Annotated in this window: 21 protein-coding genes; 10 read left to right on the plus strand and 11 right to left on the minus strand. The window is 64.3% G+C overall.

Annotated elements, in window-relative coordinates:
* Positions 1-80: 80 nt before the first annotated feature.
* Positions 81-1,526: an aminotransferase-like domain-containing protein gene (locus ABWO90_RS04735; protein ID WP_353190047.1), complete on the minus strand. Its 1,446-nt coding sequence runs from the start codon at positions 1,524-1,526 to the stop codon at positions 81-83.
* A gap of 293 nt (positions 1,527-1,819) precedes the next feature.
* On the opposite strand from ABWO90_RS04735, the gene ABWO90_RS04740 reads away from it, so the two are divergent.
* From ABWO90_RS04740 to ABWO90_RS04760, 5 genes are all read left to right on the plus strand, one after another.
* On the plus strand, positions 1,820-2,182 hold the full coding sequence (locus tag ABWO90_RS04740; RefSeq protein WP_353190048.1) for a DUF2917 domain-containing protein: 363 nt from the start codon (positions 1,820-1,822) through the stop codon (positions 2,180-2,182).
* 110 nt (positions 2,183-2,292) lie between these two features.
* A complete protein-coding gene (locus tag ABWO90_RS04745) occupies positions 2,293-2,979 on the plus strand; it encodes a VOC family protein (RefSeq protein WP_353190049.1) in 687 nt (228 codons plus the stop codon).
* A gap of 73 nt (positions 2,980-3,052) precedes the next feature.
* Positions 3,053-3,949, plus strand: coding sequence for a DMT family transporter (locus ABWO90_RS04750; RefSeq protein ID WP_353190050.1), 897 nt, complete (start codon positions 3,053-3,055; stop codon positions 3,947-3,949).
* A gap of 145 nt (positions 3,950-4,094) precedes the next feature.
* On the plus strand, positions 4,095-5,285 hold the full coding sequence (locus ABWO90_RS04755) for an aminotransferase-like domain-containing protein (RefSeq protein WP_353190051.1): 1,191 nt from the start codon (positions 4,095-4,097) through the stop codon (positions 5,283-5,285).
* Between the two features lie 136 nt (positions 5,286-5,421).
* Positions 5,422-5,877 carry a RidA family protein gene (locus tag ABWO90_RS04760; protein WP_353190052.1) on the plus strand — a complete coding sequence of 152 codons (456 nt, stop codon included), beginning with the start codon at positions 5,422-5,424 and terminating at the stop codon, positions 5,875-5,877.
* A 141-nt stretch (positions 5,878-6,018) separates the two neighbouring features.
* Here the strand turns inward: ABWO90_RS04760 and ABWO90_RS04765 are convergent, their stop codons facing one another.
* Positions 6,019-7,290 carry an MFS transporter gene (locus ABWO90_RS04765; protein WP_353190053.1) on the minus strand — a complete coding sequence of 424 codons (1,272 nt, stop codon included), beginning with the start codon at positions 7,288-7,290 and terminating at the stop codon, positions 6,019-6,021.
* A 141-nt stretch (positions 7,291-7,431) separates the two neighbouring features.
* On the opposite strand from ABWO90_RS04765, the gene ABWO90_RS04770 reads away from it, so the two are divergent.
* Positions 7,432-8,355 (plus strand): LysR substrate-binding domain-containing protein, encoded by a 924-nt coding sequence (locus ABWO90_RS04770; protein WP_353190054.1) that lies wholly within the window; start codon positions 7,432-7,434, stop codon positions 8,353-8,355.
* 52 nt (positions 8,356-8,407) lie between these two features.
* The gene (locus tag ABWO90_RS04775; protein WP_353190055.1) at positions 8,408-8,581 is read left to right on the plus strand and encodes a hypothetical protein; all 174 of its coding nucleotides are present in this window, start codon (positions 8,408-8,410) and stop codon (positions 8,579-8,581) included.
* A 44-nt stretch (positions 8,582-8,625) separates the two neighbouring features.
* Here ABWO90_RS04775 and ABWO90_RS04780 read toward each other — a convergent pair whose 3' ends face one another.
* From ABWO90_RS04780 to ABWO90_RS04820, 9 genes are all read right to left on the minus strand, one after another.
* Positions 8,626-9,078 carry a CopD family protein gene (locus ABWO90_RS04780; protein ID WP_353190056.1) on the minus strand — a complete coding sequence of 151 codons (453 nt, stop codon included), beginning with the start codon at positions 9,076-9,078 and terminating at the stop codon, positions 8,626-8,628.
* Between the two features lie 12 nt (positions 9,079-9,090).
* Complete coding sequence (parC, locus tag ABWO90_RS04785) at positions 9,091-11,427, minus strand: DNA topoisomerase IV subunit A (RefSeq protein ID WP_353190057.1); 2,337 nt, start codon at positions 11,425-11,427, stop codon at positions 9,091-9,093.
* A gap of 189 nt (positions 11,428-11,616) precedes the next feature.
* Positions 11,617-12,555 carry a lytic transglycosylase domain-containing protein gene (locus ABWO90_RS04790; protein WP_353190058.1) on the minus strand — a complete coding sequence of 313 codons (939 nt, stop codon included), beginning with the start codon at positions 12,553-12,555 and terminating at the stop codon, positions 11,617-11,619.
* On the minus strand, positions 12,536-12,955 hold the full coding sequence (locus tag ABWO90_RS04795; protein ID WP_353190059.1) for a DUF4399 domain-containing protein: 420 nt from the start codon (positions 12,953-12,955) through the stop codon (positions 12,536-12,538). The genes ABWO90_RS04790 and ABWO90_RS04795 overlap by 20 nt, the downstream gene beginning before the upstream one ends.
* A 121-nt stretch (positions 12,956-13,076) precedes the next feature.
* Positions 13,077-15,056, minus strand: coding sequence for a DNA topoisomerase IV subunit B (locus ABWO90_RS04800; protein WP_353190060.1), 1,980 nt, complete (start codon positions 15,054-15,056; stop codon positions 13,077-13,079).
* A 266-nt stretch (positions 15,057-15,322) separates the two neighbouring features.
* Positions 15,323-17,254, minus strand: coding sequence for an ATP-binding cassette domain-containing protein (locus ABWO90_RS04805; protein WP_353190061.1), 1,932 nt, complete (start codon positions 17,252-17,254; stop codon positions 15,323-15,325).
* Positions 17,255-17,368: 114 nt separating this feature from the next.
* The gene (locus ABWO90_RS04810; RefSeq protein ID WP_353190062.1) at positions 17,369-17,836 is read right to left on the minus strand and encodes a GNAT family N-acetyltransferase; all 468 of its coding nucleotides are present in this window, start codon (positions 17,834-17,836) and stop codon (positions 17,369-17,371) included.
* A gap of 100 nt (positions 17,837-17,936) precedes the next feature.
* The gene (locus tag ABWO90_RS04815) at positions 17,937-18,170 is read right to left on the minus strand and encodes a hypothetical protein (RefSeq protein WP_353190063.1); all 234 of its coding nucleotides are present in this window, start codon (positions 18,168-18,170) and stop codon (positions 17,937-17,939) included.
* Positions 18,171-18,740: 570 nt separating this feature from the next.
* Positions 18,741-19,256 carry a hypothetical protein gene (locus ABWO90_RS04820; RefSeq protein ID WP_353190064.1) on the minus strand — a complete coding sequence of 172 codons (516 nt, stop codon included), beginning with the start codon at positions 19,254-19,256 and terminating at the stop codon, positions 18,741-18,743.
* Positions 19,257-19,420: 164 nt separating this feature from the next.
* On the opposite strand from ABWO90_RS04820, the gene ABWO90_RS04825 reads away from it, so the two are divergent.
* From ABWO90_RS04825 to ABWO90_RS04835, 3 genes are all read left to right on the plus strand, one after another.
* Positions 19,421-19,618: a hypothetical protein gene (locus ABWO90_RS04825; RefSeq protein WP_353190065.1), complete on the plus strand. Its 198-nt coding sequence runs from the start codon at positions 19,421-19,423 to the stop codon at positions 19,616-19,618.
* A gap of 180 nt (positions 19,619-19,798) precedes the next feature.
* Entirely contained in the window at positions 19,799-21,517 is a 1,719-nt protein-coding gene (locus ABWO90_RS04830) for a glutamine--tRNA ligase/YqeY domain fusion protein (RefSeq protein WP_353190066.1), read from the plus strand.
* Positions 21,518-21,830: 313 nt separating this feature from the next.
* Entirely contained in the window at positions 21,831-22,772 is a 942-nt protein-coding gene (locus tag ABWO90_RS04835) for an urea transporter (RefSeq protein ID WP_353190067.1), read from the plus strand.
* Positions 22,773-22,852 lie beyond the last annotated feature (80 nt).

Below are 22,852 nucleotides of genomic sequence, written 5' to 3' on the forward strand. Positions count from 1 at the left end.
CGCCGCGGGGCGAATTGGGAATTGGGAATTGGGAATTGCGAATTGCGCATCGCCCATCGCGGCACCACCCAGCCGCCGTTTCAGGCCGCCAGTTCGAGCTGCCGCGACAGAAAGGTCAGCATGGCGGGATCGCTGGAGCAGGCAATGTTCATGCGCATCCACGTGCTGGGGGCCTGACGTGGCGAGAACAGCGCCCCCGGGGCGAACAGGAATCCGGCCTCGTGTCCGGCCGCCGCGATCGCACTCGTGTCGATGCCCGTGTCGACCCAGAAGAACATGCCCGACGTCGGCTCGCCGAACATACGCAGACCGAGGCGCTCCAGATGTCGCCGGGAGCCGTCTCGCACCTCGTCCAGGCGAGAGCGCAAACGCTCGACGTGACGCCGGTAATGCCCCTCGGTCAGCGCCTTGTAGACGATACGTTCGTTGATCTCCGGCGTGGTCGACCCCGAGAGCATCTTGTGATCGACGAAGGTCTTCGCCAGCGCGGGCGAACAGGCCACGAACGCCACCCGCAAATTGGCGGCGAGCGTCTTCGAGAAGCTGCCCATGTAGATCACGCGTTTGAGCTGATCGAGACTCGCCAGACGCGCCACCTGCTGATGCGGCGGACACAGGTCGCAGTAGATGTCGTCTTCGAGCACCATGAAGTCGTACTGCTCGGCGAGTCGCAGAATCTGGAACGCGCGAGCCGGCGTGAGCGACGTCCCCGTCGGGTTCTGAAGAATCGAATTGAGAATGAGCAACTTCGGACGATGCTGCTGCACGAGCCGTTCGAGCGCCTGCATGTCGAGCCCGTCGGGCGTGTAAGGCACGCCGACCGTGTTGGCGCCCTGCGACGCAATGCGGCCGAACATGACGAACCACGCCGGATCGCCCACCAGCACGGTATCGCCCGCACGCACGTAGAGCCGCAGCAGAAAATCCACTGCCTGCGTAATGCCTGACGTCAGCACGATCTGATCGGGCCGTGCGCCGATTTCGAGTTCCGCGAGTTGCGTCTGAAGTTGGACGCGCAACGGCAGGAAACCCAGCGGATTGCCCGCCTGCAGCAGATGCGCGCTCGACTGACGACTCATCGAGCGCATGGCCGACGTCATCATGTCGGCATCGAGCCAGCTTGCCGGCAGATAGCCCATGCCGGGCCCGCGCTCGGGCGCCACCTGATGCAGCATGCTGCGCACCAGCCACGCCACGTCCAGCGGTCCCTGCGTCACCATGGGTGCCGCGGCATTCTGCGGCGGCATCACCGGCCGCTCGCGCACGTAGAACCCCGAGCCGCGGCGCGCTTCGAGATACCCCTGCGCCACCAGCCGTTCGTACGCTTCGACGACGGAGAAACGCGATACGCGCTTGTCCTCGGCCAGCGAGCGGATCGACGGCATACGCATGCCCGGCAGGAACACCCGCTCTTCGATCCGCAGGCTCGCCCACTGGACGAGCTGGTCGACGAGCGTCATGCGCGCCGTTTCGATCGCGGCGTTGTCCGCCAGGATCAACGGAGAAATACGGTTCGTTGTCGTCATCGTCATCCACCTTGGCGGTGCGCACATGAAATCGCACCACACCCAACCGCATTCGGAAATTACGCATCGGTTGTGCCGATGCTGGCATTCGCGAGCGCTTGCCAACAGGCGTCGCTCGTTCAGCTGACAGACGCTTCGTGGTCAAAGTGTCAGCCCAATGCCGCTCATGGCTCAGCACTCTACGCCAGCCAGTTCCCCTGTCAATCCTGAACTGTACCGAAGATTACCTCGCCATCTGTATCGGTACTGTACCGGAGTTAACCGATAAAGTGTCCTCTCAACTGGAGACCGCCATGCGTGAAATCCGACTCTTCGAACTGGACCGGGGACAGACCGTCTTCTGGCAGAGCCCGGCTGCCGACTTCCCGCAATCGCTTCACGTATTGCAGGGACTGCTGTGGGTCACGGTGGAGGGCGAGCCCATCGACCACTGGCTGCACGCCGGGGAGAGTTTCGAGATGCGTGCCGGTCAACGTGTGTGGCTCGGCACCTGGCAGGAAGGCGCGCGTTTGCGCGTGAGCCAGCCTGCGCAAACGCTATCGGCGTCGGGCAGCCCGCGAGTCCCGCGTGCGCGCCGGCCCGGCTGGCGTCTCGTGTGGCGTGATATCGCCGCGCGCCTGACGAACCGTACCGTCTCGCGGCTGTCGCGCGGCTAAGGCGCTACCGCCCGGTCGCCATCCGGCCCGTAGACGCGTCGTCAACGCCAAATCAGCGCGATACCCGCGCGAGGCGGAGTAAGCTATCGGTTTTGCCGCGTGAACCCATTATGTCTGCACCTCAAGCCCTGAAACTGGACCATCTCGTGATCGCCGCCGCCACGCTGGAGGCGGGAGAAGCGCACGTCGTCGAGCAACTGGGGCTGACGGACGTCGTGCCGCAACGCGGCGGCAAGCACGCCCGCATGGGCACGCACAACAGTCTGCTGGGGCTGTGGGGTGGCGTGTATCTGGAGATCATTGCGATCGATCCGGAAGCGCCACCGCCGGCTCGCCCGCGCTGGTTCGGTCTGGATGACCCCGCCGTGCAGGCACGCCTCGCGCGTGGCCCGTATCTCGCGCATTGGGTGGCACGTGTGGATCGCCCGCGCTCGTTGCCGCGCTGGCAGGCGCAGTACCCGCAGCGACTCGCACCGGCGATCGCCATGCAACGCGGTGCGCTGACGTGGCAGATCGGGGTGCCCGATGACGGCAGCTTGCCCACATGGCAGGGCGCAGGTCAGGGCCTGTTGCCCACGCTGATCCAGTGGGACTCGCTGCAGCATCCGTCCGATGCGCTGCCGTCCTCGGACTGCGCGGTCACGACATTGCGCGGCTTTCACCCGCAGGCCGCGACGATCAACGAACAATTGCAGTGGCTGGGCGCAGACGCGCTCGTCAACATTGAAGATACGCTGGTCGAGCCGTCGCTTGCGGCGGAGTTTGACACCCCCGACGGTCCGCGCACCTTGCGCTAGGGCCCCGAAACACCCCACGCCCGGCACAACGCATGGCGGGCGGCGCACCCCACGAGACACACGAGGCGACACCATGAATTCGCGCGAATCCCAAGGCATGTTGATCGGATTGATCGGCGTGCTGATCTTCAGTCTGACGTTGCCGATGACGCGCATCGTCGTGGCGGAGGTCAACCCGCTGCTCAACGGGCTGGGTCGCGCGCTCGTGGCCGCGGTTTTCGCCGGGGCGCTGCTGTGGTGGCGCCGCGAGACATGGCCGACGCTGCGCCAGTTGAAGAGCCTTGCCATCACCTCGCTTGGCGTCATCATCGCGTTCCCCGTCTTCTCCGCCTGGGCGATGAAGACGATCCCGGCCTCGCACGGCGCGGTCGTCAATGGTTTGCAGCCGTTCTTCGTCGCGATCTACGCCTATTGGCTGGGCGGCGAACGGCCGTCGCGCGGCTTCTGGGGCTGCGCGCTCATCGGCAGCGCACTGGTCATCGCCTTCGCGCTGCGCGCCGGAGGCGGCACCCTGCATGCGGCCGACGGCCTGATGCTGCTCGCCGTCGTCATCGGTGCACTCGGCTATGCCGAAGGCGGCAAGCTCGCCCGCGAAATGGGCGGCTGGCAAGTCATCTGCTGGGCACTCGTCGTGTCGGCACCGGTGCTGCTGCTGCCCGTCGGCTGGCTCGCCTGGCACCAGCCGTGGCCGGTCAGCGGCAAGGCGTGGGGTGCATTCGCCTACGTCACTCTGTTCTCGCAATTCATCGGCTTTTTTGCATGGTATGCGGGCCTCGCCATGGGCGGAATCGCACGCGTAGGCCAAGTACAATTGCTTCAGATTTTCTTCACGATTGCGCTGTCCGCCCTCTTTTTCGGCGAACAGGTCGACGCGGTCACCTGGCTTTTCGCCGCCGGTGTCGTCATGACGATCGCACTCGGCAAGAACATGAAGATCGGCGCCTCGCGACTCACGGGCAAACCGGTCTGACGACGCGCGGCGGCGCACGCGATCCCTGCGCCGCCACACGTCTCCCCCCAGACGATTGCACCTGCCCTCACGCCTGCGGCACCCGCATCGTCCGACACTCGCGGCCACACGGAAAGGCCGCACCATCAAAAAAAGCGAGATCATCATGCATGATTGGCAATATTCGGAACGCGCCCGCAATCTGACCAGCTCGGCCATTCGCGAAATTCTGAAGGTCACCGAGCGCCCGGAGGTCATTTCCTTCGCCGGCGGCCTGCCCTCGCCCGCCACGTTCCCGGTGGCGCAAATGCGCGCCGCCGCCGAGCGCGTATTGACCGATTCGCCGCAAGCCGCCCTCCAGTACAGCGCCACCGAAGGCTTCGCGCCGCTGCGCGAATGGATCGCAAAGCGCTACTCGCGCGACGGCCTCACGCTCGCGCCCGAGAACGTGCTGATTACCACCGGATCGCAGCAAGGCCTCGACCTGATCGGCAAGATCTTCATCGACGAAGGCAGCCGCGTGCTGGTCGAAGCCCCGAGCTATCTCGGCGCCCTCCAGTCGTTCTCGCTGTTCGCGCCGAAGTACGTGCCGGTGCCCACGGACGATCACGGCCTGCTGCCCGAAGCGCTCACGCCGGAACGGGTAAACGGTGCACGTTTCCTGTACGCCATGCCGAACTTCCAGAACCCGACCGGACGCCGTCTGCCGATGGCGCGCCGCGAGGCCCTCGCCGCCGTGGCAAAGCGCGAGGGGCTGGCGATCATCGAAGACGACCCGTACGGCGAACTCGACTACGAAGGCCAGCGTCTGCCGAGCCTGATGTCGCTCGCACCCGAGCACGTGCTGTACATGGGCTCGTTCTCGAAGGTGATGGCGCCGGGCCTGCGCCTGGGCTTCATCATCGGCCCGAGTGCCGTGATCGCCAAGCTCGTGCAGGCCAAACAGGCAGCCGACCTGCATACGCCGAGCCTCACGCAACGCATCGCCTACGAGGTCGTGAAAGACGGCTTCCTCGACACGCACATCCCGTCGATCCGCACGCTGTACGCGGCACAGGCGCAGGCCATGCTCGCGTCGCTCGCCAGGCATATGCCGGCCGACGCAACGTGGACCACGCCCGCAGGCGGCATGTTCATCTGGTTGACATTGCCCGCCGGCATCGACACCATGCAATTGCTGGAGAAAGCGATTGCCCAGAATGTGGCGTTCGTGCCCGGGGCGCCGTTCTATGTCGACACCCCGCAAGCCAATACGCTGCGTTTGTCGTTCGTGACGGTGCCGCCCGAGAAGATCGAGGTGGGTGTGGCGCGCCTCGGTGCGCTTATCGCCGACGCCCTTCCGCGTCGCGCGGCCTGATCCGACGCTCGCTCTCGCGCTGGCCCGGCATGCGTCGGGCCAGCGCGTTTCCAGCCATCTGCAACTGCCTTACCGGCCGATCCGGCGACGCACGTATCGGCAGGTCCGAATCAACGAATCTGCAAGGAAGCCGTACATGTCCGTCTACGACAAACTGAAGCAAATGGGTATCGAATTGCCGAGCGCAGGTGCGCCCGCTGCCGCCTATGTGATGAGCGCCCAGACCGGCAACACCGTGTTCCTCTCGGGCCATCTGCCGAAGAAGGATGGCAAGATCTGGACGGGTAAGCTCGGCAAGGACGTCAGCGTCGACGAGGGCAAGGCTGCCGCACGCGCCGTCGCCATCGAGCTGATCGCCACGCTGCACGCCCACACCGGCGACCTGAACAAGGTCAAGCGCATCGTGAAGCTGATGAGCCTCGTCAATTCGACGCAGGAATTCACCGAGCAGCATCTGGTGACGAACGGTGCGTCGGAACTGCTCGCGGAAGTGTTCGGCGACGCTGGCAAGCACGCCCGCTCGGCCTTCGGCGTCGCACAGATTCCGCTGAACGCCTGCGTCGAGATCGAGCTGATCGCTGAAGTGGCCTGACGCGTCGGGGCACCAAAGAACCGCGTACTGCGGGGCGCGGCCGGCAGGAAGGGACGCATCATCCCCTGCGCTCTCGCAATGAAAAACAGCCACCCTCGGGTGGCTGTTTTGCTATCGAGCGACGCCCGACTTCGCGTTCGATCAGCGCGGCGTCACGCTCACGTTGGCGTAGGCACGACGCATGGCGATCGCCACGCCCAGCGAGATCACGACGGCCACGGCGAGCAAGGCAATCACGCCATGCCAGCCGTGCGACTTGAGCATCACGCCGGAGTAGCTGCCGAGCAGGCTCGACCCGAGGTAGTAGAAGAACAGATACAGCGCAGACGCAATCGCCCGGCCCTCGGTGGCGCGACGTCCGACCCAACTGCTCGCCACCGTATGAGCGCCGAAAAAGCCGAATGTGAAGATCGCCAGACCGATCACCACACCGAGCACCTTCGGCGCGAGCATGGTCAGCAGCCCCACCATCGACAGCGCGACCAGTACCCACAGCAAGCGCGCACGGCCCACGCGGTCGGAGAGCGGCCCCGCGATGAACGAACCGACCACGCCGATCAGGTACATCGCGAAGATCGCACCGATGGCCGCATGCGGCAGGTGAAACGGCGGCGCGGAAAGGTGGAATCCCAGATAGTTGTAGACGCTCACGAAGCTGCCCATCATCAGCCCTGCGAACAGATACAGCCCCAGCAGCGCCGGGTCCCCCAGATGGCGACGCGCGTGGCCCAGCGCTTCGCGCACCGTCATATGACGCGGAGTGAAACGGCGTGAATGCGGCAGGCTCCGGGCGAACTCCAGCCCCATGGCGAGACAGACAAGACCGATCACCGCCACCGACACACGCCACGAAAACATGTCCGCGACGAACGCCGAGAGCACCCGGCCAGCCATGCCGCCCAGAATGTTGCCGCCGATGTACAAGCCCATCGACATGCCCAGCGACCGCGGGTCGATCTCTTCGCTCAGGTAGGCCATTGCGATGGCCGGCAGCCCGGAAAGGGCCAGCCCCTTGAGCGCGCCGAGGATCACGACCGTCTCGAAGTTGGTGGAAAACGCGCTCGCCAGCGTGAGCACCGACGAACTCAACAACGCGATGGTCATCATCCGCTTGCGGCTCACGCGATCGGCGGCGACGCAGGTCACGAGCAAACCGAGCGCCATCATCATCGTGGCCGCCGAAACCGACCAACTCGCTTGCGCCGGTGAAATGCCGAACGTGGTGGTCAGCAGCGGCAGCAGCGACTGCATGCAGTACAACTGCGCGAACGTCGAGAAGCCACCGAAGAACAGCGCCCGACTGATGACGGCGTACTCGCGCGTGCCGCGCGAAACGCCCGCCGGAAGCTTGGCGGCCGATGCGCCGGCCGCGCTCGCGGCATTGGGAAGCGGAAGGGAATTCGTTGTTGCCATGACATTGGCCCGCCTCACGCGGGCCAAGGGTGAAATGTATACGCCGAATGATAGGTTTGCCGTTACCCTACGTCCAATATATATTTAAGCGACATTTCCATATATAAAACAAATCAATCGACATCGAGCAAGGATAGATGCATGGAACTGCGCCACCTGCGTTACTTCGTGACGGTTGCCGAAGAGCTGCATTTCAGCCGCGCGGCAGAGAAGCTCAACATCGGGCAGCCACCGCTGTCGATGCAGATCCGTGCCCTCGAAGAGGAATTGGGCGTGACACTGTTCGAACGTTCGCAGCGTCGGGTCTTCCTGACGACGGCCGGACGGGCGTTTCTCGTGCGCGCCCGCCAGATCCTGGCCGATGCCGAAGCGGCGCGTCTGGAAGTGCAGCAAATCGCCGGTCTCGACGCGGGGGAACTGCGCATCGCGTTCACCACGTCGGCCCCGATGACCAACCTGATGAAGCGCGTGTTGACCGGTTATCGACAAAGGTATCCGCGGGTGACGCTGACCTTGAGCGAATCGCCGTCGGAACGCCAGCGCGACGCGCTCGCGGAGCGCACGCTCGACATTGGCCTGCTGCGTCAGGCGGAGGACGCGCCGCCTGTGGCCGGCTTGCATTTCGAGACATTGATCGACGAAAGACTGGTCGTCGTGCTGCATCAGGGGCATGCCCTGGCGAACCACACGCGTCTGTCGATTGCGGATCTGGCGAACGAGGCGTTCATCATGCATCCGCCCGATGTCGGCACGGCGGTGGATGGCAAGATCCGCCGGATGTGCGAGCGTGCCGGCTTCGCCCCCCGAGTCGTGCAGGAAGCGCGCGAGTCGACGACGATCGTCGCGCTCGCGGCGAGCGGACTGGGCGTGGCAGTTCTGCCCGCAGCCGTGCGTTGTATTCAGATCGAGGGGGTTCGGTTCATGGCGTTGAGCGAGCCCGACGCCCATACACCGTTGCTGCTGGCGAAGCGCCGTGACGATGCCAGTCCGCTCGTGCAGGCCTTCGTTGCGATGTGTCGCGAAGTTGCCGGACATCTCGATGTGACGAGCCAGCCAGAGGTCTGACCGGCTCGCTTACGACGCATCAGGAACGCCTCAGGACGCGTCAGGATGCCTCATGACACCGCGCCCGGTGCGGGCTCCCGTCGAGCGCCGCCCTGGACGCCGTGGTGCCCCGGATGCCGTGATGCCGTGGTGCCGTGGCGCCGTGGTGCCGTGGTGCCGTGGTGCCGTGGTGCCGTGGTGCCGTGGTGCCGTGGCGCCGTGGCGCCGTGATGCCGTGGCGCCGTGACACCCGTGCTGCCGTGACACCCGAGGTGCCGCCGCTCGGCTCGCTCAGCCTCGCAGCGACGCCGCTAAGCCGATCACGACGATACCTAGCACCAGGTTAAGGATCACCAGACGGCGAATGCCGTTGACCGCTGCGGCGCCGTCCGGCCACGACTGCGCCTGCACCGCGCGCTGCAGACGCGGGAACAGCGCGAAGCGAATGTGCCCGAAGACCAGCATCATCACCACGCCAACGCCCGCCATCGCATGCACGGGCCAGCGCGCATGCAGTCCGCCCATGCCGAGCATCATGTGACCGCCCGAGAGCAGGATCACGACGATCGCGACGCCCACCCACGTGAAGAAGCGCGTGAACGCCGCCTCCCACAACGGCAGCCGTTGCTGCGGCGAGAGCTCCGAAGACGCCGGACGCAGACACGCCAGCGCGAAAAACATCCCGCCAATCCAGACGGCGACACTCACCAGATGCAGGAAAAGGCTGAAGGCATAAACGCTCATGCGTGACTCCCGTCAGGATGCCGAAGGCGCGGCCGGCAGTACCGGCGCGAGCGAACGCGGTTTGAACGTGGCGAACTTGACGCCCGGCGCACGCCCCTTGCGGGCACGCTTGCCGATGTTCGGGGCCAGCGAAGCGCCCGAGAGCGTCTCCGACTGCTCCTTGCCACCGCGCACTTCACCGAAGACGATGACACCGGCCTCACTGATCGGCACCGCCGACACGAGCGTCTGCTTGGCCTCCAGTCCGATGAGTGTGACACCACGCCCGCCGCCGGTGAGCGACTTCATTTCGTCCATGCCGAACACGAGCAGACGTCCATCGCTCGACAGGCACGCCACCGCGCTCGCCCCTTGCCAGATCGGCGTCGGCGCCAACGGCTCCGCACCCTCGTCGATCGTCATGAACGATTTGCCTGCCTTCACGCGGCTGACCATGTCGCCCAACTTCGTCGTGAAACCGAAGCCTGCCGAGGTCGCCAGCAGCAACGGCTGCTCGCCCGACGCGGCGTAGTAGTGCAGCAGGCGCGAGCCCGATTCGAGTTCGATCAGCGAGGTGAGCGGCACCCCGTCGCCACGCCCGCCCGGCAGCAATGCCACCGCCACCGAATACACGCGGCCATTACTGCCCCATGCGATCAACGGATCGACGGTACGGCACTCGAATGCGCCATACAGCGAATCGCCCTGCTTGAACGAGAAGCCCTGCGCGTCCAGGCCGTGGCCCTTGAGCGCGCGCACCCAGCCCTTGGACGAGACGACCACCGTGACCGGTTCGTCGATCACGCGCGCCTCGGCAACGGCACGCTTTTCCTCCTGAATGAGGGTGCGACGCTCGTCGCCGAACTGCTTCGCGTCGGCTTCGATTTCCTTGATGATCAGGCGCTTCATCGTGCTGTCGTTGGCGAGCAGCTCCTCGAGCTTCGCCTTCTCGTCACGCAGCGCGACAAGCTCCTGCTCGATCTTGATCGCTTCGAGTCGCGCCAACTGACGCAGGCGAATTTCGAGAATGTCTTCCGCCTGACGCTCGCTCAGCTTGAACGCACTCATCAGGGCGGCCTTCGGCTCGTCCGATTCGCGAATGATGCGGATGACTTCGTCGATATTCAGAAAGACGATCATCCGCCCTTCGAGAATATGGATGCGGTCGTCGACCTTGCCGAGTCGATGACGCGAACGACGCGTGACCGTCTCGAAGCGGAAGCCGATCCATTCGGTGATGATTTCGCGCAGCGACTTCTGTGCCGGACGTCCGTCGGCGCCCACCATCACGAGGTTGACCGATGCGCTCGACTCCAGGCTCGTGTGCGCGAGCAGCATCGTGATGAATTCCTGCTGGTCGATGCGGCTCGACTTCGGCTCGAACACCAGACGCACCGGAGCGTCCTTGCCCGACTCGTCGCGCACCGTATCGAGCATGCCGAGGACCGACTGCTTGAGGTTCTGCTGCTCGGGGGTCAGCGATTTCTTGCCGAGCTTGACCTTCGGGTTGGTGATTTCCTCGATTTCCTCGAGCACCTTCTGACCCGACGTATTCGGCGGCAGTTCATACACCACCGCCTGCCACTGGCCGCGCGCCATTTCCTCGATCTTCCAGCGCGCACGCACCTTCAGACTGCCGCGGCCGCTGTCGTAAGCGGCGCGAATTTCCGCCGCGCTCGAAATCAACTGGCCGCCGCCCGGGAAGTCCGGACCCTGCACGTGCGTCATCAGCTCCGCATCGTCGAGCTTCGGATTACGGATCAGCGCCACGGCGGCCGAGGCGACTTCACGCAGGTTATGCGACGGGATTTCCGTCGCCAGCCCCACGGCAATGCCCGAAGCACCGTTGAGCAGCACGAACGGCAAGCGCGCGGGCAGCAGGCGCGGCTCCTGGGTCGAACCGTCGTAGTTCGGCACGAAATCCACCGTGCCGGCATCGATTTCGTCGAGCAGCAGTCTGGCGATCGGCGTGAGGCGCGCTTCCGTGTAACGCATGGCCGCTGCGCCGTCGCCGTCGCGTGAGCCGAAGTTGCCCTGCCCGTCGATCAGCGGATAGCGCATCGAGAAATCCTGCGCGAGACGCACCAGCGCGTCGTAGGCGGATTGATCCCCGTGCGGGTGGAATTTACCGAGCACATCGCCGACCACGCGAGCGGACTTCACCGGCTTGGCGTCGGCCGCGAGGCCCATTTCGTTCATGGCGAACAGAATCCGGCGCTGCACCGGCTTCTGGCCATCGCAGACGTCCGGCAATGCCCGGCCCTTGACCACACTGATGGCGTAATCGAGATAAGCGCGCTCGGCATACGCGCCGAGCGTCAGCGTGTCGTCATCCGACGGTTGCGTAAAGAGATCTTCTACTTGTTCCATAAAACCTGTGGGTTTGCTGCGAACGTTTGACGAGTGTTCGGGTAGACGTTGACCGCGAGATCATACCAAGCTCGCTGGCACATTTCGGCAAAAACGCGTCCGAATGCCAAAGCAAGGCACGATTTCGGAATTTCGGAAGCCGGAATCAGCGCAAACGCGGGGGCGTTTCGGAAAATTCCGGGGGGTATATCAGTCTGTGGACGGCACGGAGGAGAGTGCCGGCGCCGACTCACGCATCGACGCGTTCGGCATGGTAGCAGGCACGACGGGCAGACCGGACGGTGCGCCGAGAATGACGTGGATACGCCCATCGCGCGACCCCGTCACGCGTGCATTGCCGACCTTGCCCTGACCGCCGCTGGCGCGCAGCGTACCGGCCGTGATGCCCGCAGGGGCATCGGGGTTGAAGCGCCGGTAGAGTTCGAGCACGGCGGCAACGTAGTCGCGTGTCTCGGGATAGGGAGGAATCTGGTCGGCGTGACGGGCGACGGCGCCCTCGCCTGCGTTGTAGGACGCGAGCACGAGTTCGAGGCGATCGGGGTATCGGGCCTGCAGATCGCGCAGATAGCGGGCACCGGTCAGCACATTGATCTGGGGATCCGTGAGCTTGTCGGCCACCGTACGTCGCGCATCGGCACGAACGCCGTAACGCTCGCCGGTCGCCGGGAGAACCTGCATGAGACCCACCGCGCCCTTGGGCGAGACGGCCGCGCTGTCGAAACCGGACTCGGCCGCGATCACCGCCTTGAGCAACGCCGCATCGACGTGAAACTGCTTCGCCGCCTGTGCGATTACCGGCGCCAGGGTCTTGAGGTTGGGATGACGGGCCAGCGCATCGTACAGACGCGACCGGTCGACACCGCTGACCACCCCGCCCTGCGGCGCGCCCATATCGACGTTGCCGCCCGAGCCCAGTACGAGACGATAGCGTGCGTCGAGCTTGCGCGCGGCGAGATGGGCAACGCCATTCTCGTCGACGTACCCATAGAGTTCGGCGTGCGCGAGGGGCGTCGCGGCAAGCAGCGTGGCTGCCAACGCGGGGCCCGCGAGAGCGCGCAGAGAGAACTTTCGGCGAAGCGCGCTGCGGCGATCCGCCGTCGAAACGGTATTACTGTTGACCTTTGACATGCACCTTGATCGTCTGGCTCATCGCCGGACCGTACGACTGGTGTGCCCCGTTGGCGAACTGCATCGTCAACGTGTGATCACCGGGCGTCAGATTGACAGTCGTCTCGGTCTGGCCTTTGCCAAAATGCAGGTGGGTGTCGTCGGTGGGCACGACCTGACCTGCCGGAATCGAATCGCCGTCGATGATGAGATGGTGATGACCGGTATTGGGCGTCATGTCGCCCGCCGGTTTGATCTCCATCCCCTCGACGCCGAACTTGACCACTACCGGATTCGTCACCGTTGCGCCATTGGCTGGCGTCACGAAGAAGACGCGGGGCTGAGCCGACTGTGCCACGGCGACGGCGCTGGCCGCCGCCAACATCACGGGCACGACAATGCAACGCATAGAACGCAACATAACGCGACTCCCGGTAGGGTGAAGGTTGGATTATCCCATCATGTGAGCACTCACGCTCGTTAGGCCGTGCATCAGGCCGTACGTGAGGCTCCCGTCATTGGAACGACATCGAAAAACGCGTTCAGATGTCCGCTTCCACTTCATTGCCCTTGGCTTCGAGCCAGCTACGACGCTGCGCCGCTTCGCCCTTGCCCATGAGCATGTTCATGCGTGCCACCGTGGCGTCGAAGTCGAGACCGCCGAGTGACACCGGGCTCAACCGGCGAGTATCGGGGTTCATCGTCGTTTCCCACAGCTGCGCGGCGCTCATTTCGCCAAGGCCCTTGAAGCGGCTGATCGACCAGGCCGTCTCTCGCACACCGTCCTTGCGCAACTTGTCGAGAATGGCTTCGAGCTCACCCTCGTCCAGGGCATAGAGCTTTTGCGCCGGCTTCTTGCCACGCGCCGGCGCGTCCACGCGATACAGCGGCGGGCGCGCGACATACACGTGCCCCTTCGCGATCAACTGCGGGAAGTGGCGGAAGAAAAGCGTGAGCAACAGCACCTGGATGTGCGAACCGTCGACGTCGGCATCGGAAAGAATGCAGATCTTGCCGTAGCGCAGATTCGACAGGTCGGGTGTGTCGTTCGCACCGTGCGGATCGACGCCGATCGCCACCGCGATGTCGTGCACTTCGTTGTTTGCGAAGAGACGGTCGCGTTCGGTCTCCCACGTGTTCAGCACCTTGCCGCGCAGCGGCAGAATCGCCTGAAACTCCTTGTCGCGCCCCATCTTCGCCGAGCCGCCCGCCGAGTCGCCCTCGACAAGGAACAGCTCGTTGCGCGTGATGTCTTCCGTCTCGCAATCGGTCAGCTTGCCGGGCAGCACGGCCACGCCGGAGCTCTTCTTCTTCTCGATCTTCTGGCCGGCGCGCGTACGCGCCTGCGCCTGACGAATCACGAGTTCGGCAAGCTTCTTGCCATGCTCGACATGATGATTGAGCCACAGCTCGAGTGCCGGACGCGTGAACGACGAGACCAGACGCACGGCGTCGCGGCTGTTCAGGCGCTCCTTGATCTGCCCCTGGAACTGCGGATCGAGCACCTTGGCCGACAGCACGAACGACACGCGCGAGAACACATCTTCAGGCAACAGCTTCACGCCCTTGGGCTGGAGATTGTGCAATTCGATGAAACCGCGAACGGCCTGGAACAGGCCTTCGCGCAGGCCCGACTCATGCGTGCCGCCTGCCGGCGTCGGAATCAGGTTGACGTAAGACTCGCGCACCTGCGCACCGTCCTCGGTCCATGCCACCACCCAGGCCGCGCCCTCCCCCTCGGCGAAACTGTCTTCGCTGCCGTCGGCAAAACGTTCGCCCTCGAACAGCGGGATCAACGGCTCGGCGCCGTTCAGCGACTCCACGAGATAGCCGCGCAGGCCGTGCTCGTAGAACCACGTCTGTTCTTCGCCGTTCTTTTCCTGGCGCAGCGTGACGCGCACGCCCGGCAGCAGCACCGCTTTCGAGCGCAGCAAACGTTGCAGTTCGCCCAGCGGCAGTGTCGGGCTGTCGAAATACCTGGTGTCCGGCCACACGGTCACGCGCGTGCCGCTCTTCTTCTCGCCGCGCGGTGCGGGGCGAGAATGCAACGCCACATTGACATTGCCGCCGTCGGCGAATTCGAGTTCGGAGATTTGTCCGTCACGCCAGACCGTCACGGCCAGACGCGTTGCCAGTGCATTCGTCACCGACACGCCAACGCCGTGCAGGCCACCCGAGAACGTATAAGCGCCGCCGGCGGCCTTGTCGAACTTGCCGCCCGCGTGCAGTCGCGTGAACACGATTTCGACGACCGGCACACCCTCTTCCGGGTGAATGCCGACGGGAATACCGCGACCGTCGTCCTCGACGCTCACGGAACCGTCCTTGTTCAACGTGACGAGAATCTGCTTGCCGTAGCCGCCAAGCGCTTCGTCCGACGCGTTGTCGATGACTTCCTGAATGATGTGCAGCGGATTTTCGGTACGGGTGTACATGCCCGGGCGCTGCTTGACCGGCTCAAGGCCCTTCAGAACCTTGATGGACGCTTCGCTGTACTGGGCGGGCGAATTTTTTTTCGACATAGCGTGACTGAATGAGGGTTCGTCGCGGGCGATTATCCACATTTCCTGTGGACAACCACGGGGAAAACCCATTAACACATGACAAAAGTGACGCCGGATCAACAACTTGAGTTGCGGCGCCCACATAATGGGCACTTAAGGCGCGCCCTGCGTCCGGCAACGTCCGTCCGGCGCGGGCAACGCCCGATGAATCGCGGCCTATTGTACTGTCACTCGCGGCGCGTTCGAGTGACAACGCGCAAGCCGCTCACGGCACCTCCCGTACCTTATGCGCCCTCGCCGCGCTGCTTGGCTTCGAGCACTTCCCAGCGTTCGAGCGCCTCGAGCAATTCCAGTTCGATCGCTTCGAAACGTTCGGACAACGCCGCTCCCGCAGCGGGGTCCTTCACGAAAATCGAACCGTCCTCAATCTTCGCGGCCGCTTCTTTTTGCTCGGTTTCCAGCGCGGCAATGCGCTCGGGAAGGCCGTCGAGTTCCCGCTGTTCCTTGTAGCTGAGCTTGACGGTGCGGTTGGTGCCGCGCTTGGGCGCGCTCGCCGCTTCCTTCACCGCATCCTCGGCCGGCGCGCGCTGCGCCGCGAGTGCAGCGGAACGTTCGCTCTGCACCTGCCAGTCGGTGAAGCCACCGACATACTCGCGCCAGTGACCATCGCCTTCGGCCGCGATCACGGACGTGACCACGTTGTCCAGGAACGTGCGGTCGTGGCTCACGAGGAACACCGTGCCGCTGTATTCCTCAAGGAGTTCTTCCAGCAGTTCGAGCGTCGGAATGTCGAGGTCGTTGGTCGGTTCGTCGAGCACCAGCACGTTGGCCGGGCGCGCGAACAAGCGGGCCAGCAGCAAACGGTTGCGCTCGCCGCCCGAGAGCGACTTGACCGGCGAACGGGCGCGCTCGGGGGAGAACAGGAAGTCGCCGAGATAGCTCATGACGTGCTTGCGCGTGCCATTGATCTCGATCCAGTCGCTGCCCGGGCTGATCGTGTCGAGCAGATTGCGCTCCGGATCGAGCTGCGCACGCATCTGATCGAAGTACGCGACCTGCAGGTTGGTGCCCACGCGAATCTGTCCGCTGTCCGGCGCGATCTCACCGAGGATCAGCTTGAGCATGGTCGTCTTGCCCACGCCGTTCGGCCCCACGAGACCGACCTTGTCACCACGCATGAGCGTCGCCGTGAAGTCGCGCACGATCATTCGTCCGCCATACGACTTCGTCACGTTGGTCAACTCGGCCACGATCTTGCCGGACTTCTCGGCCTGCGCAACGTCCATGCGCACGTTGCCCTGAATCTCGCGACGCTCTGCACGCTCGTTGCGCATCGTCTTCAAACGCTCGATACGCGACACGCTGCGCGTGCGCCGTGCTTCCACGCCCTTGCGAATCCACACCTCTTCCTGCGCGAGCAGCTTGTCGAACTTGTCGTTCTCCACGCGCTCGACTTCGAGTTGCGCCGCCTTGCGTTCCTGGTATTGCGTGAAGTTGCCCGGGTACGAAAGCAGGCGTCCGCGATCGAGTTCGACGATGCGCGTCGCCACGCGGTCGAGGAAGCTGCGATCGTGGGTAATGAACAACAGCGCGCCACGGTAGCCGATGAGCAGCTCTTCAAGCCAGCGGATGGCGTCGAAGTCCAGGTGGTTGGTCGGTTCGTCGAGCAGCAGCACGTCGGGCTTGGCCACCCAGGCTTGCGCCAGCGAAACGCGCTTTTGCATCCCGCCGGAAAGTGCGCCCACGCGCGCATGGGCGTCGAGTCCGAGCTGCGCGATGGTCGTCTCGACGCGCGTCTTGAGTTGCCATGCGTCGGCGGCATCGAGCGACGATTGCAACGTATTCAGACGCGCGAGCAGCGCGTCGTGCTCGGCACCGTCGGGGGCGTCGGCGAGTGCGGCGGCCGTGTGATCGTAGTCGGAGAGCAAGCCGTGCAGATCGCCCAGCCCCAGTGCCACGGCGTCGAAAACGCTGTGCTCCGGGTTGAACTCCGGCTCCTGCGCCACGTAGATCGTGTGCAGGCCCGCCTGACGTGCGACGAGCCCGTCGTCGGGCGAGGTCAGGCCCGCGACGATCTTGAGCAGCGACGACTTACCGGCGCCATTGCGCCCGATAAGCCCGACGCGCTCACCGGCTTCGAGCGAAAAATCGGCATTGTCGAGCAATGCCACGTGACCGAACGCCAATTGGGCGCCCGTAATGGAGTACAAGGCCATGTGTCGGGAAACGCGAGAACTGCGATGGGAGATATTGTAGTGCCGGGCACGCAGGCCCGGCCGATATTGCCGAAATTGCGAAAATTCCGAGTCGGCTTGCGCCTGGCAACGCCGCTATTGCGCCACCGGCGCGCGCAGCATTTCGATATGCATGATGCCGTCTTCATCATACGGCTCGCTGGCCTTCACAAAGCCGAAGCTGCCGTAAAACGCTTCCAGATGGGCCTGCGCGCCAATGCGCACCAGGGCGTCTGGCCACTGCACCTCGGCGATGGCCACCGCCCGCGCCAGCAACTCGCGCCCGAGGCCCGTGCCGCGATGCGACGCAGACGTGATCACGCGACCGATCGACGCTTCGTCGTAGGCGAGTCCGGGAGGCAACAACCGCAGATAGGCGGCAATCTGCGGCAGGTTCGAGGCGTCGCGCGACTGCGCGATGAGGTGCAGGCTCTGGGCGTCTCGTCCGTCGATGTCCTGATACGGGCATTGCTGCTCCACCACGAACACCGCATTTCGCGCGGCCAGGATGCGGTAAAGCAACGTGCCGCCCAGCTCATCGAACGACTTGCACATCCATTCCATTCCCGACTCCCCGGCCTTCGCGTAGCAAAGGCGGGACTATAGCACCGTCGCCAATCGACGATGCCAGCACCGCGCACACTGGGGGATGGGAAAAACCGGCTTACTGGTAGTAGACGATGCCCTGCTCGATGTCGGCACGGGCGTTGCGCTCGGCGTCGTCGAGGGCGTTGACCTGGGTGGCGAAACCATAAGCGGTTTGCACCTGGTAGGCACCCACTTTTTCCAGACCTTTCTGGGTCGGACGATGAATCTCGTAGTAGGCGTCCCAGCGAGCATTGTCGCGCTCGACGGCATGGACGCTGTACTGGAATTCTTGGTATTGCGTTGTTTTCATTTTGTATCCTTCTTACTGCTTGAAATTTGACGAATAACTATCCCTCTCGAATCGGCTTACGGTGGTGAGAGTGCAAACTCGCACAAATGTTTCCGTGAAGTGCACGCAGCGTATCGATCGAATGTGACAAACACGCGACATTTGCGTGACTGACATACGACAAACCCGACTGACGAGCACCGATGATGTACCGCGCGGCAAACCGCATCGCATGACGCAAGACCATGCGATCACCTGCGTTGCGCAAACCAAGGCGCAACTCGGGCGTGCTGTACGACTTCCTGTTTCGGGGAACGGTGGCCACTCATCCGGTCCGGACGGCGGCGAGAACGACGAAGCGTTCAAAGCGACATGCAATCAATAGCGCGACGCGCGACACTTCTGTAATGGTTTTCGTGTCGTGTGTCGAACAGCACCGAAAGGGGAGATTCCCCTGCCCGGCGATGCATGCCACGGGAAACTGCCTAATGCCCCCGAAGATGACGGGGAAATAAATGCAGTTGGCGAATGATAGCAGAAATCGACGCGCTGCGCACCGTAGCGCGTCGACCCGCATCCCGCGGCCATTTCCTAGGGGGCAGGCTCCCGATCGTCGATCTGGCGCAGCACCCAGTACATATAGCCGGCGAATGCGCCGAAGACCACGTGGCCGGCGACCATCGCCCAGCCGCGCGAGTCGATGAACCACGGGAAGAGCTGCGTCATCACGTAGAAATTGACGGCGTACACGACCAGCCCGAAAACGCCGCCCGCCACCGAGACGGTCACCACGTCCGAATCCAGACGGAACGGGGCGACGATTGCGCCGAGCACGACGCCCAGCACCACGCCGATGGCCGCATGCACGATGAGCGCCATCGCGACAATGGACAGATCGAACGTGGCCGGCTGCGTGATGATGCCCGGGCCGAGCACAATGGCCGCGACCATGCGCGGCGGCACCCACGGACTCTGGCCCGAGACCATCAGCACCATGAGCATTTCGACGGCGGAGAAAAAGGCACAGGCAACAAAGCCTGCGACGGCGGCAGCCGCCCAGTCCGGCGAGCGGTGCGTATAGCGGTGCGAGTGAAGGTGCAGTTCCATGATCTCCTCCCTGAAGGGTCACTCACGGAGCCACCGGCAAGACGGCGCGACCGGCAGTGTTTTCAGGATAGGACAATCCTTGCGTGGCGGCGGAAGTGCCGTCATGTCAACGCTATATACTTGGGTCACGGCCCGCCGTCGGCGGGACTTTCGGGAGATATCGTATGTCCAGTCTTATTGGCTTGCTCGTCGCTATCGTACTCGTGGGGATTCCCGTCTGGCGCATTCTGACCCGCCTGGGCCTGTCGCCCTGGTTCACCATTCTGGCCTTCATCCCGGTCGTGAACATCATTTCCCTGTGGTTGCTGTCCTACGCGAACTGGCCGGGCCAGCGCGGCACGGCGCAAGTGCCCACGGTGTAACCGTCGCCCGGCGCCGGTGCCTCGCGCGTGCGGGGCATTGGCGCGCCGGCGGCCCCGGCGCAGTCTTGACCCGGGCGGCAAGCGGGCCGCGCATGTGCCGCATGGGGCGTGCATCGATGCTCGCCCGTGGTGCAGTGCGGTACGGTAGAATATTCGTCAAACACCGTACACTGGACAGGCATGAGCACAGAGCTGAACGCGGCATCCAATTTCATCCGCAACATCATTGACGAAGACAACCGTTCGGGCAAATGGGGCCAGCGCGTCGAAACGCGCTTTCCGCCGGAGCCGAACGGCTATCTGCACATCGGTCACGCCAAGGCCATCTGCCTGAACTTCGGCGTGGCGCGCGATTACGATGGCGTGTGCCATCTGCGCTTCGACGATACCAATCCCGAGAAGGAAGAGACCGAATACGTCGACTCGATCATCGATATGGTCAAGTGGCTCGGTTTCAGCTATCAGACACCGCAGAAGGAACACCTCTACTTCGCGAGCGACTATTTCGAGCAGCTGTATCAGGGCGCCGAGATGCTGATCCAGCGCGGCAAGGCGTACGTCGACAGCCAGAGCGCAGACGACATGCGCGCCAACCGCGGCAACCTCACGGAGCCGGGCAAGGATTCGCCGTTCCGCAATCGCACGGTCGAGGAGAACCTCGACCTGTTCCGCCGCATGCGGGCAGGCGAGTTCGCCGATGGCACGCACGTGCTGCGCGCCAAGATCGACATGGCCTCGCCGAACATCAACCTGCGCGACCCGGCGATCTACCGCATCCGTCACGCCCATCACCATCGCACGGGCGACGCATGGTGCATCTATCCGATGTACACGTACGCGCACCCGCTCGAAGACGCCATCGAGAACATCACGCACAGCCTGTGCACGCTGGAGTTCGAAGATCAGCGCCCGTTCTATGACTGGGTGCTCGGCGAGCTGGCCGATGCGGGCATGTTCACGCGCCCGACGCCGCAACAGATCGAATTTGCCCGTCTGCAACTGACCTACGCGATCACGAGCAAGCGCAAGCTGCGCCAACTGGTCGACGAGAAGTTCGTCGACGGCTGGGACGACCCGCGCATGCCCACGCTCGTCGGGCTGCGTCGTCGCGGCTTCTCGCCGGAGAGCCTGCAACTGTTCTGCGAGCGCATCGGCGTGGCGAAGTCGGCGTCGTGGATCGACATGAGCATTCTCGAACAGGCCCTGCGCGACGATCTCGATCCGAAGGCGGCGCGCGCCACAGCCGTGCTCGACCCGCTCAAGCTGATCATCGACAACTATCCGGAAGGCAAGCACGAAGACTGTCAGGCACCTGTGCACCCGCACTTCCCCGAGCGCGGCATGCGCACGTTCCCGATCTCGCGCGAGCTGTGGATCGAACGCGAAGATTTCCAGGCCGAGCCGGTCAAGGGCTTCTTCCGTCTGTTCCCGGGCAACAAGGTGCGCCTGCGCTACGGTTACGTGGTGGAGTGCACGGGCTTCGACACCGATGCCGACGGTAACGTGAGCGCCGTGCACTGCAATTACTTCGAAGACAGCCGTTCGGGCACGCCGGGCGCAGACAACTACAAGGTCAAGGGCAACATCCACTGGGTGAGCGCGTCGCATGCGCTGGCCGCGGAAGTGCGCATCTATGACCGTCTGTTCCTCGATCCGAATCCGGACGCGGGCGAGAAGAACTTCCTCGACTTCATCAATCCGAACGCCAAGCATGTGACCCAGGCTTACATCGAACCGGGACTGATGAGCGCCGCGCCGGAAGACCGCGTGCAGTTCGAGCGCCACGGGTACTTCGTTGCCGATCGTCACGACTCGGTCCCGGGCAAACCGGTGTTCAACCGCATCGTGTCGCTCAAGGACAGTTGGGCCGTGAAGCCGGCCAAGGGCGGCGGCAAGTAAGCACGCCGTAGCCTGATCGCTGGACCGAACCCGCGCCGTCGTGCGCGGGTTTTGCTTTTTTGTGCCGCCCAACCCCGTGCACACGTGCGACGCCGCCCCCTTCCTCGTCGCTGTCCTCCCAGGCCCAGGCCGCAGCCCCCCGTCAAATACCGACTATAACCAGCGCACACGCCCGGTGGTCGCGGTTCGGCGTAAGCTCCCGCGCAACGCTCGCACCATGCCTGTCGCGCCCCGGTTCAGCACCGGGCCAACCGGCATGGCTGCGTGTCTCCTGCGGCAGCTCCGGCGGCCGCTGTTCATACCTTCGCCCGCCATGTCGCGCTTATCCTCGTCGCCGTCCCTGCCTGCAGCCCCTGTTCCGCCAGCCCTGACACCCCGGCAAGGGGCAGCGCGCTGGCTGCTCGACGAGTTGCCCGCGCTCGCGGCGAACTTTGCCCAGATCTATTTCATCCCATCGGCGGGCATCGGGTTGGGGCTGTTCGCCGTGCTCGCCCTCGCGGACTGGCATGCGGCCGTGACGGGGCTGGCGGCAAGTGCCGCCGCATCGTCGATTGCGGTGGTTTTGCAGTTGCCGTCCGGACCTCGACGCAGCGGGCTTTTCGGCTACAACGCCGCGCTCACCGGCGTCGCGTTCGGAGTGCTTTGGCAGCCCGGGTTGGCGTTTGCCGCATGGCTCGCAGTCTGCATCGGCATGACGGTCGTTGCCACCGCCGCACTTGCGCGCCGCCGGTGGCCAGCGCTGACGGGGCCGTTCGTCGGCGTGATGGCCCTCACGTGGTCCGTGCAGCCGTGGCTGGCCCTGACGCCGCGTGTCGGCGCATTCGCGTGCGACACCGGCACGCCAGGCTTTGTCTTCTGTTCCGTGGGGCAGGTGGTGTTCATCGCGCCGCTGGCGCTCGGGCTGCTCACCTGGTACGTGCTGACGCTCTGGAACGTACGCACCACGCTGTGGGCACTGGCCGCCGGGATCGTCGTTTGGGCGGCCATCTGGGCGCTTGCCGTGTCTTGGCCAGGGGGTGTCGGACAAGCTGGCGGCATTGGCGTCAATGCCTTCCTGGCTGCGCTCGGACTCGGCGCTTTCGGGCGTCGCCCGTCCGTGCGCTTCGGTGGCGCCGTATTGGCCAGCGTCTTTTGCGTAATGTTGGGCGCCGTGCTCGGCCCCGTGGGCTGGCCATATTTCACGTTGCCGTTCAATCTGGCCGTCTGGATCGTGCTGGGTCTGACGGCGGCCCGCCAAGCGCCGGTGCAAGCATAAAAAAATGCCCGGAACGTCTATGTCCCGGGCACTCGCTCATCGCTAACCCCGTATTGCGAAGCTGCCGTCTGTGCGGCCGA

Origin of the sequence: Pandoraea pnomenusa (assembly GCF_040391475.1) — a bacterium.
GTDB classification, from domain to species: domain Bacteria; phylum Pseudomonadota; class Gammaproteobacteria; order Burkholderiales; family Burkholderiaceae; genus Pandoraea; species Pandoraea pnomenusa_C.

Bases quoted from the DNA above. Each gene is read 5' to 3' on its own strand.
- ABWO90_RS04735 (WP_353190047.1), bottom strand. From the start codon at position 1,526: ATGACGACAACGAACCGTATTTCTCCGTTGATCCTGGCGGACAACGCC.
- ABWO90_RS04740 (WP_353190048.1), top strand. From the start codon at position 1,820: ATGCGTGAAATCCGACTCTTCGAACTGGACCGGGGACAGACCGTCTTC.
- ABWO90_RS04745 (WP_353190049.1), top strand. From the start codon at position 2,293: ATGTCTGCACCTCAAGCCCTGAAACTGGACCATCTCGTGATCGCCGCC.
- ABWO90_RS04750 (WP_353190050.1), top strand. From the start codon at position 3,053: ATGAATTCGCGCGAATCCCAAGGCATGTTGATCGGATTGATCGGCGTG.
- ABWO90_RS04755 (WP_353190051.1), top strand. From the start codon at position 4,095: ATGCATGATTGGCAATATTCGGAACGCGCCCGCAATCTGACCAGCTCG.
- ABWO90_RS04760 (WP_353190052.1), top strand. From the start codon at position 5,422: ATGTCCGTCTACGACAAACTGAAGCAAATGGGTATCGAATTGCCGAGC.
- ABWO90_RS04765 (WP_353190053.1), bottom strand. From the start codon at position 7,290: ATGGCAACAACGAATTCCCTTCCGCTTCCCAATGCCGCGAGCGCGGCC.
- ABWO90_RS04770 (WP_353190054.1), top strand. From the start codon at position 7,432: ATGGAACTGCGCCACCTGCGTTACTTCGTGACGGTTGCCGAAGAGCTG.
- ABWO90_RS04775 (WP_353190055.1), top strand. From the start codon at position 8,408: ATGACACCGCGCCCGGTGCGGGCTCCCGTCGAGCGCCGCCCTGGACGC.
- ABWO90_RS04780 (WP_353190056.1), bottom strand. From the start codon at position 9,078: ATGAGCGTTTATGCCTTCAGCCTTTTCCTGCATCTGGTGAGTGTCGCC.
- parC (WP_353190057.1), bottom strand. From the start codon at position 11,427: ATGGAACAAGTAGAAGATCTCTTTACGCAACCGTCGGATGACGACACG.
- ABWO90_RS04790 (WP_353190058.1), bottom strand. From the start codon at position 12,555: ATGTCAAAGGTCAACAGTAATACCGTTTCGACGGCGGATCGCCGCAGC.
- ABWO90_RS04795 (WP_353190059.1), bottom strand. From the start codon at position 12,955: ATGTTGCGTTCTATGCGTTGCATTGTCGTGCCCGTGATGTTGGCGGCG.
- ABWO90_RS04800 (WP_353190060.1), bottom strand. From the start codon at position 15,056: ATGTCGAAAAAAAATTCGCCCGCCCAGTACAGCGAAGCGTCCATCAAG.
- ABWO90_RS04805 (WP_353190061.1), bottom strand. From the start codon at position 17,254: ATGGCCTTGTACTCCATTACGGGCGCCCAATTGGCGTTCGGTCACGTG.
- ABWO90_RS04810 (WP_353190062.1), bottom strand. From the start codon at position 17,836: ATGGAATGGATGTGCAAGTCGTTCGATGAGCTGGGCGGCACGTTGCTT.
- ABWO90_RS04815 (WP_353190063.1), bottom strand. From the start codon at position 18,170: ATGAAAACAACGCAATACCAAGAATTCCAGTACAGCGTCCATGCCGTC.
- ABWO90_RS04820 (WP_353190064.1), bottom strand. From the start codon at position 19,256: ATGGAACTGCACCTTCACTCGCACCGCTATACGCACCGCTCGCCGGAC.
- ABWO90_RS04825 (WP_353190065.1), top strand. From the start codon at position 19,421: ATGTCCAGTCTTATTGGCTTGCTCGTCGCTATCGTACTCGTGGGGATT.
- ABWO90_RS04830 (WP_353190066.1), top strand. From the start codon at position 19,799: ATGAGCACAGAGCTGAACGCGGCATCCAATTTCATCCGCAACATCATT.
- ABWO90_RS04835 (WP_353190067.1), top strand. From the start codon at position 21,831: ATGTCGCGCTTATCCTCGTCGCCGTCCCTGCCTGCAGCCCCTGTTCCG.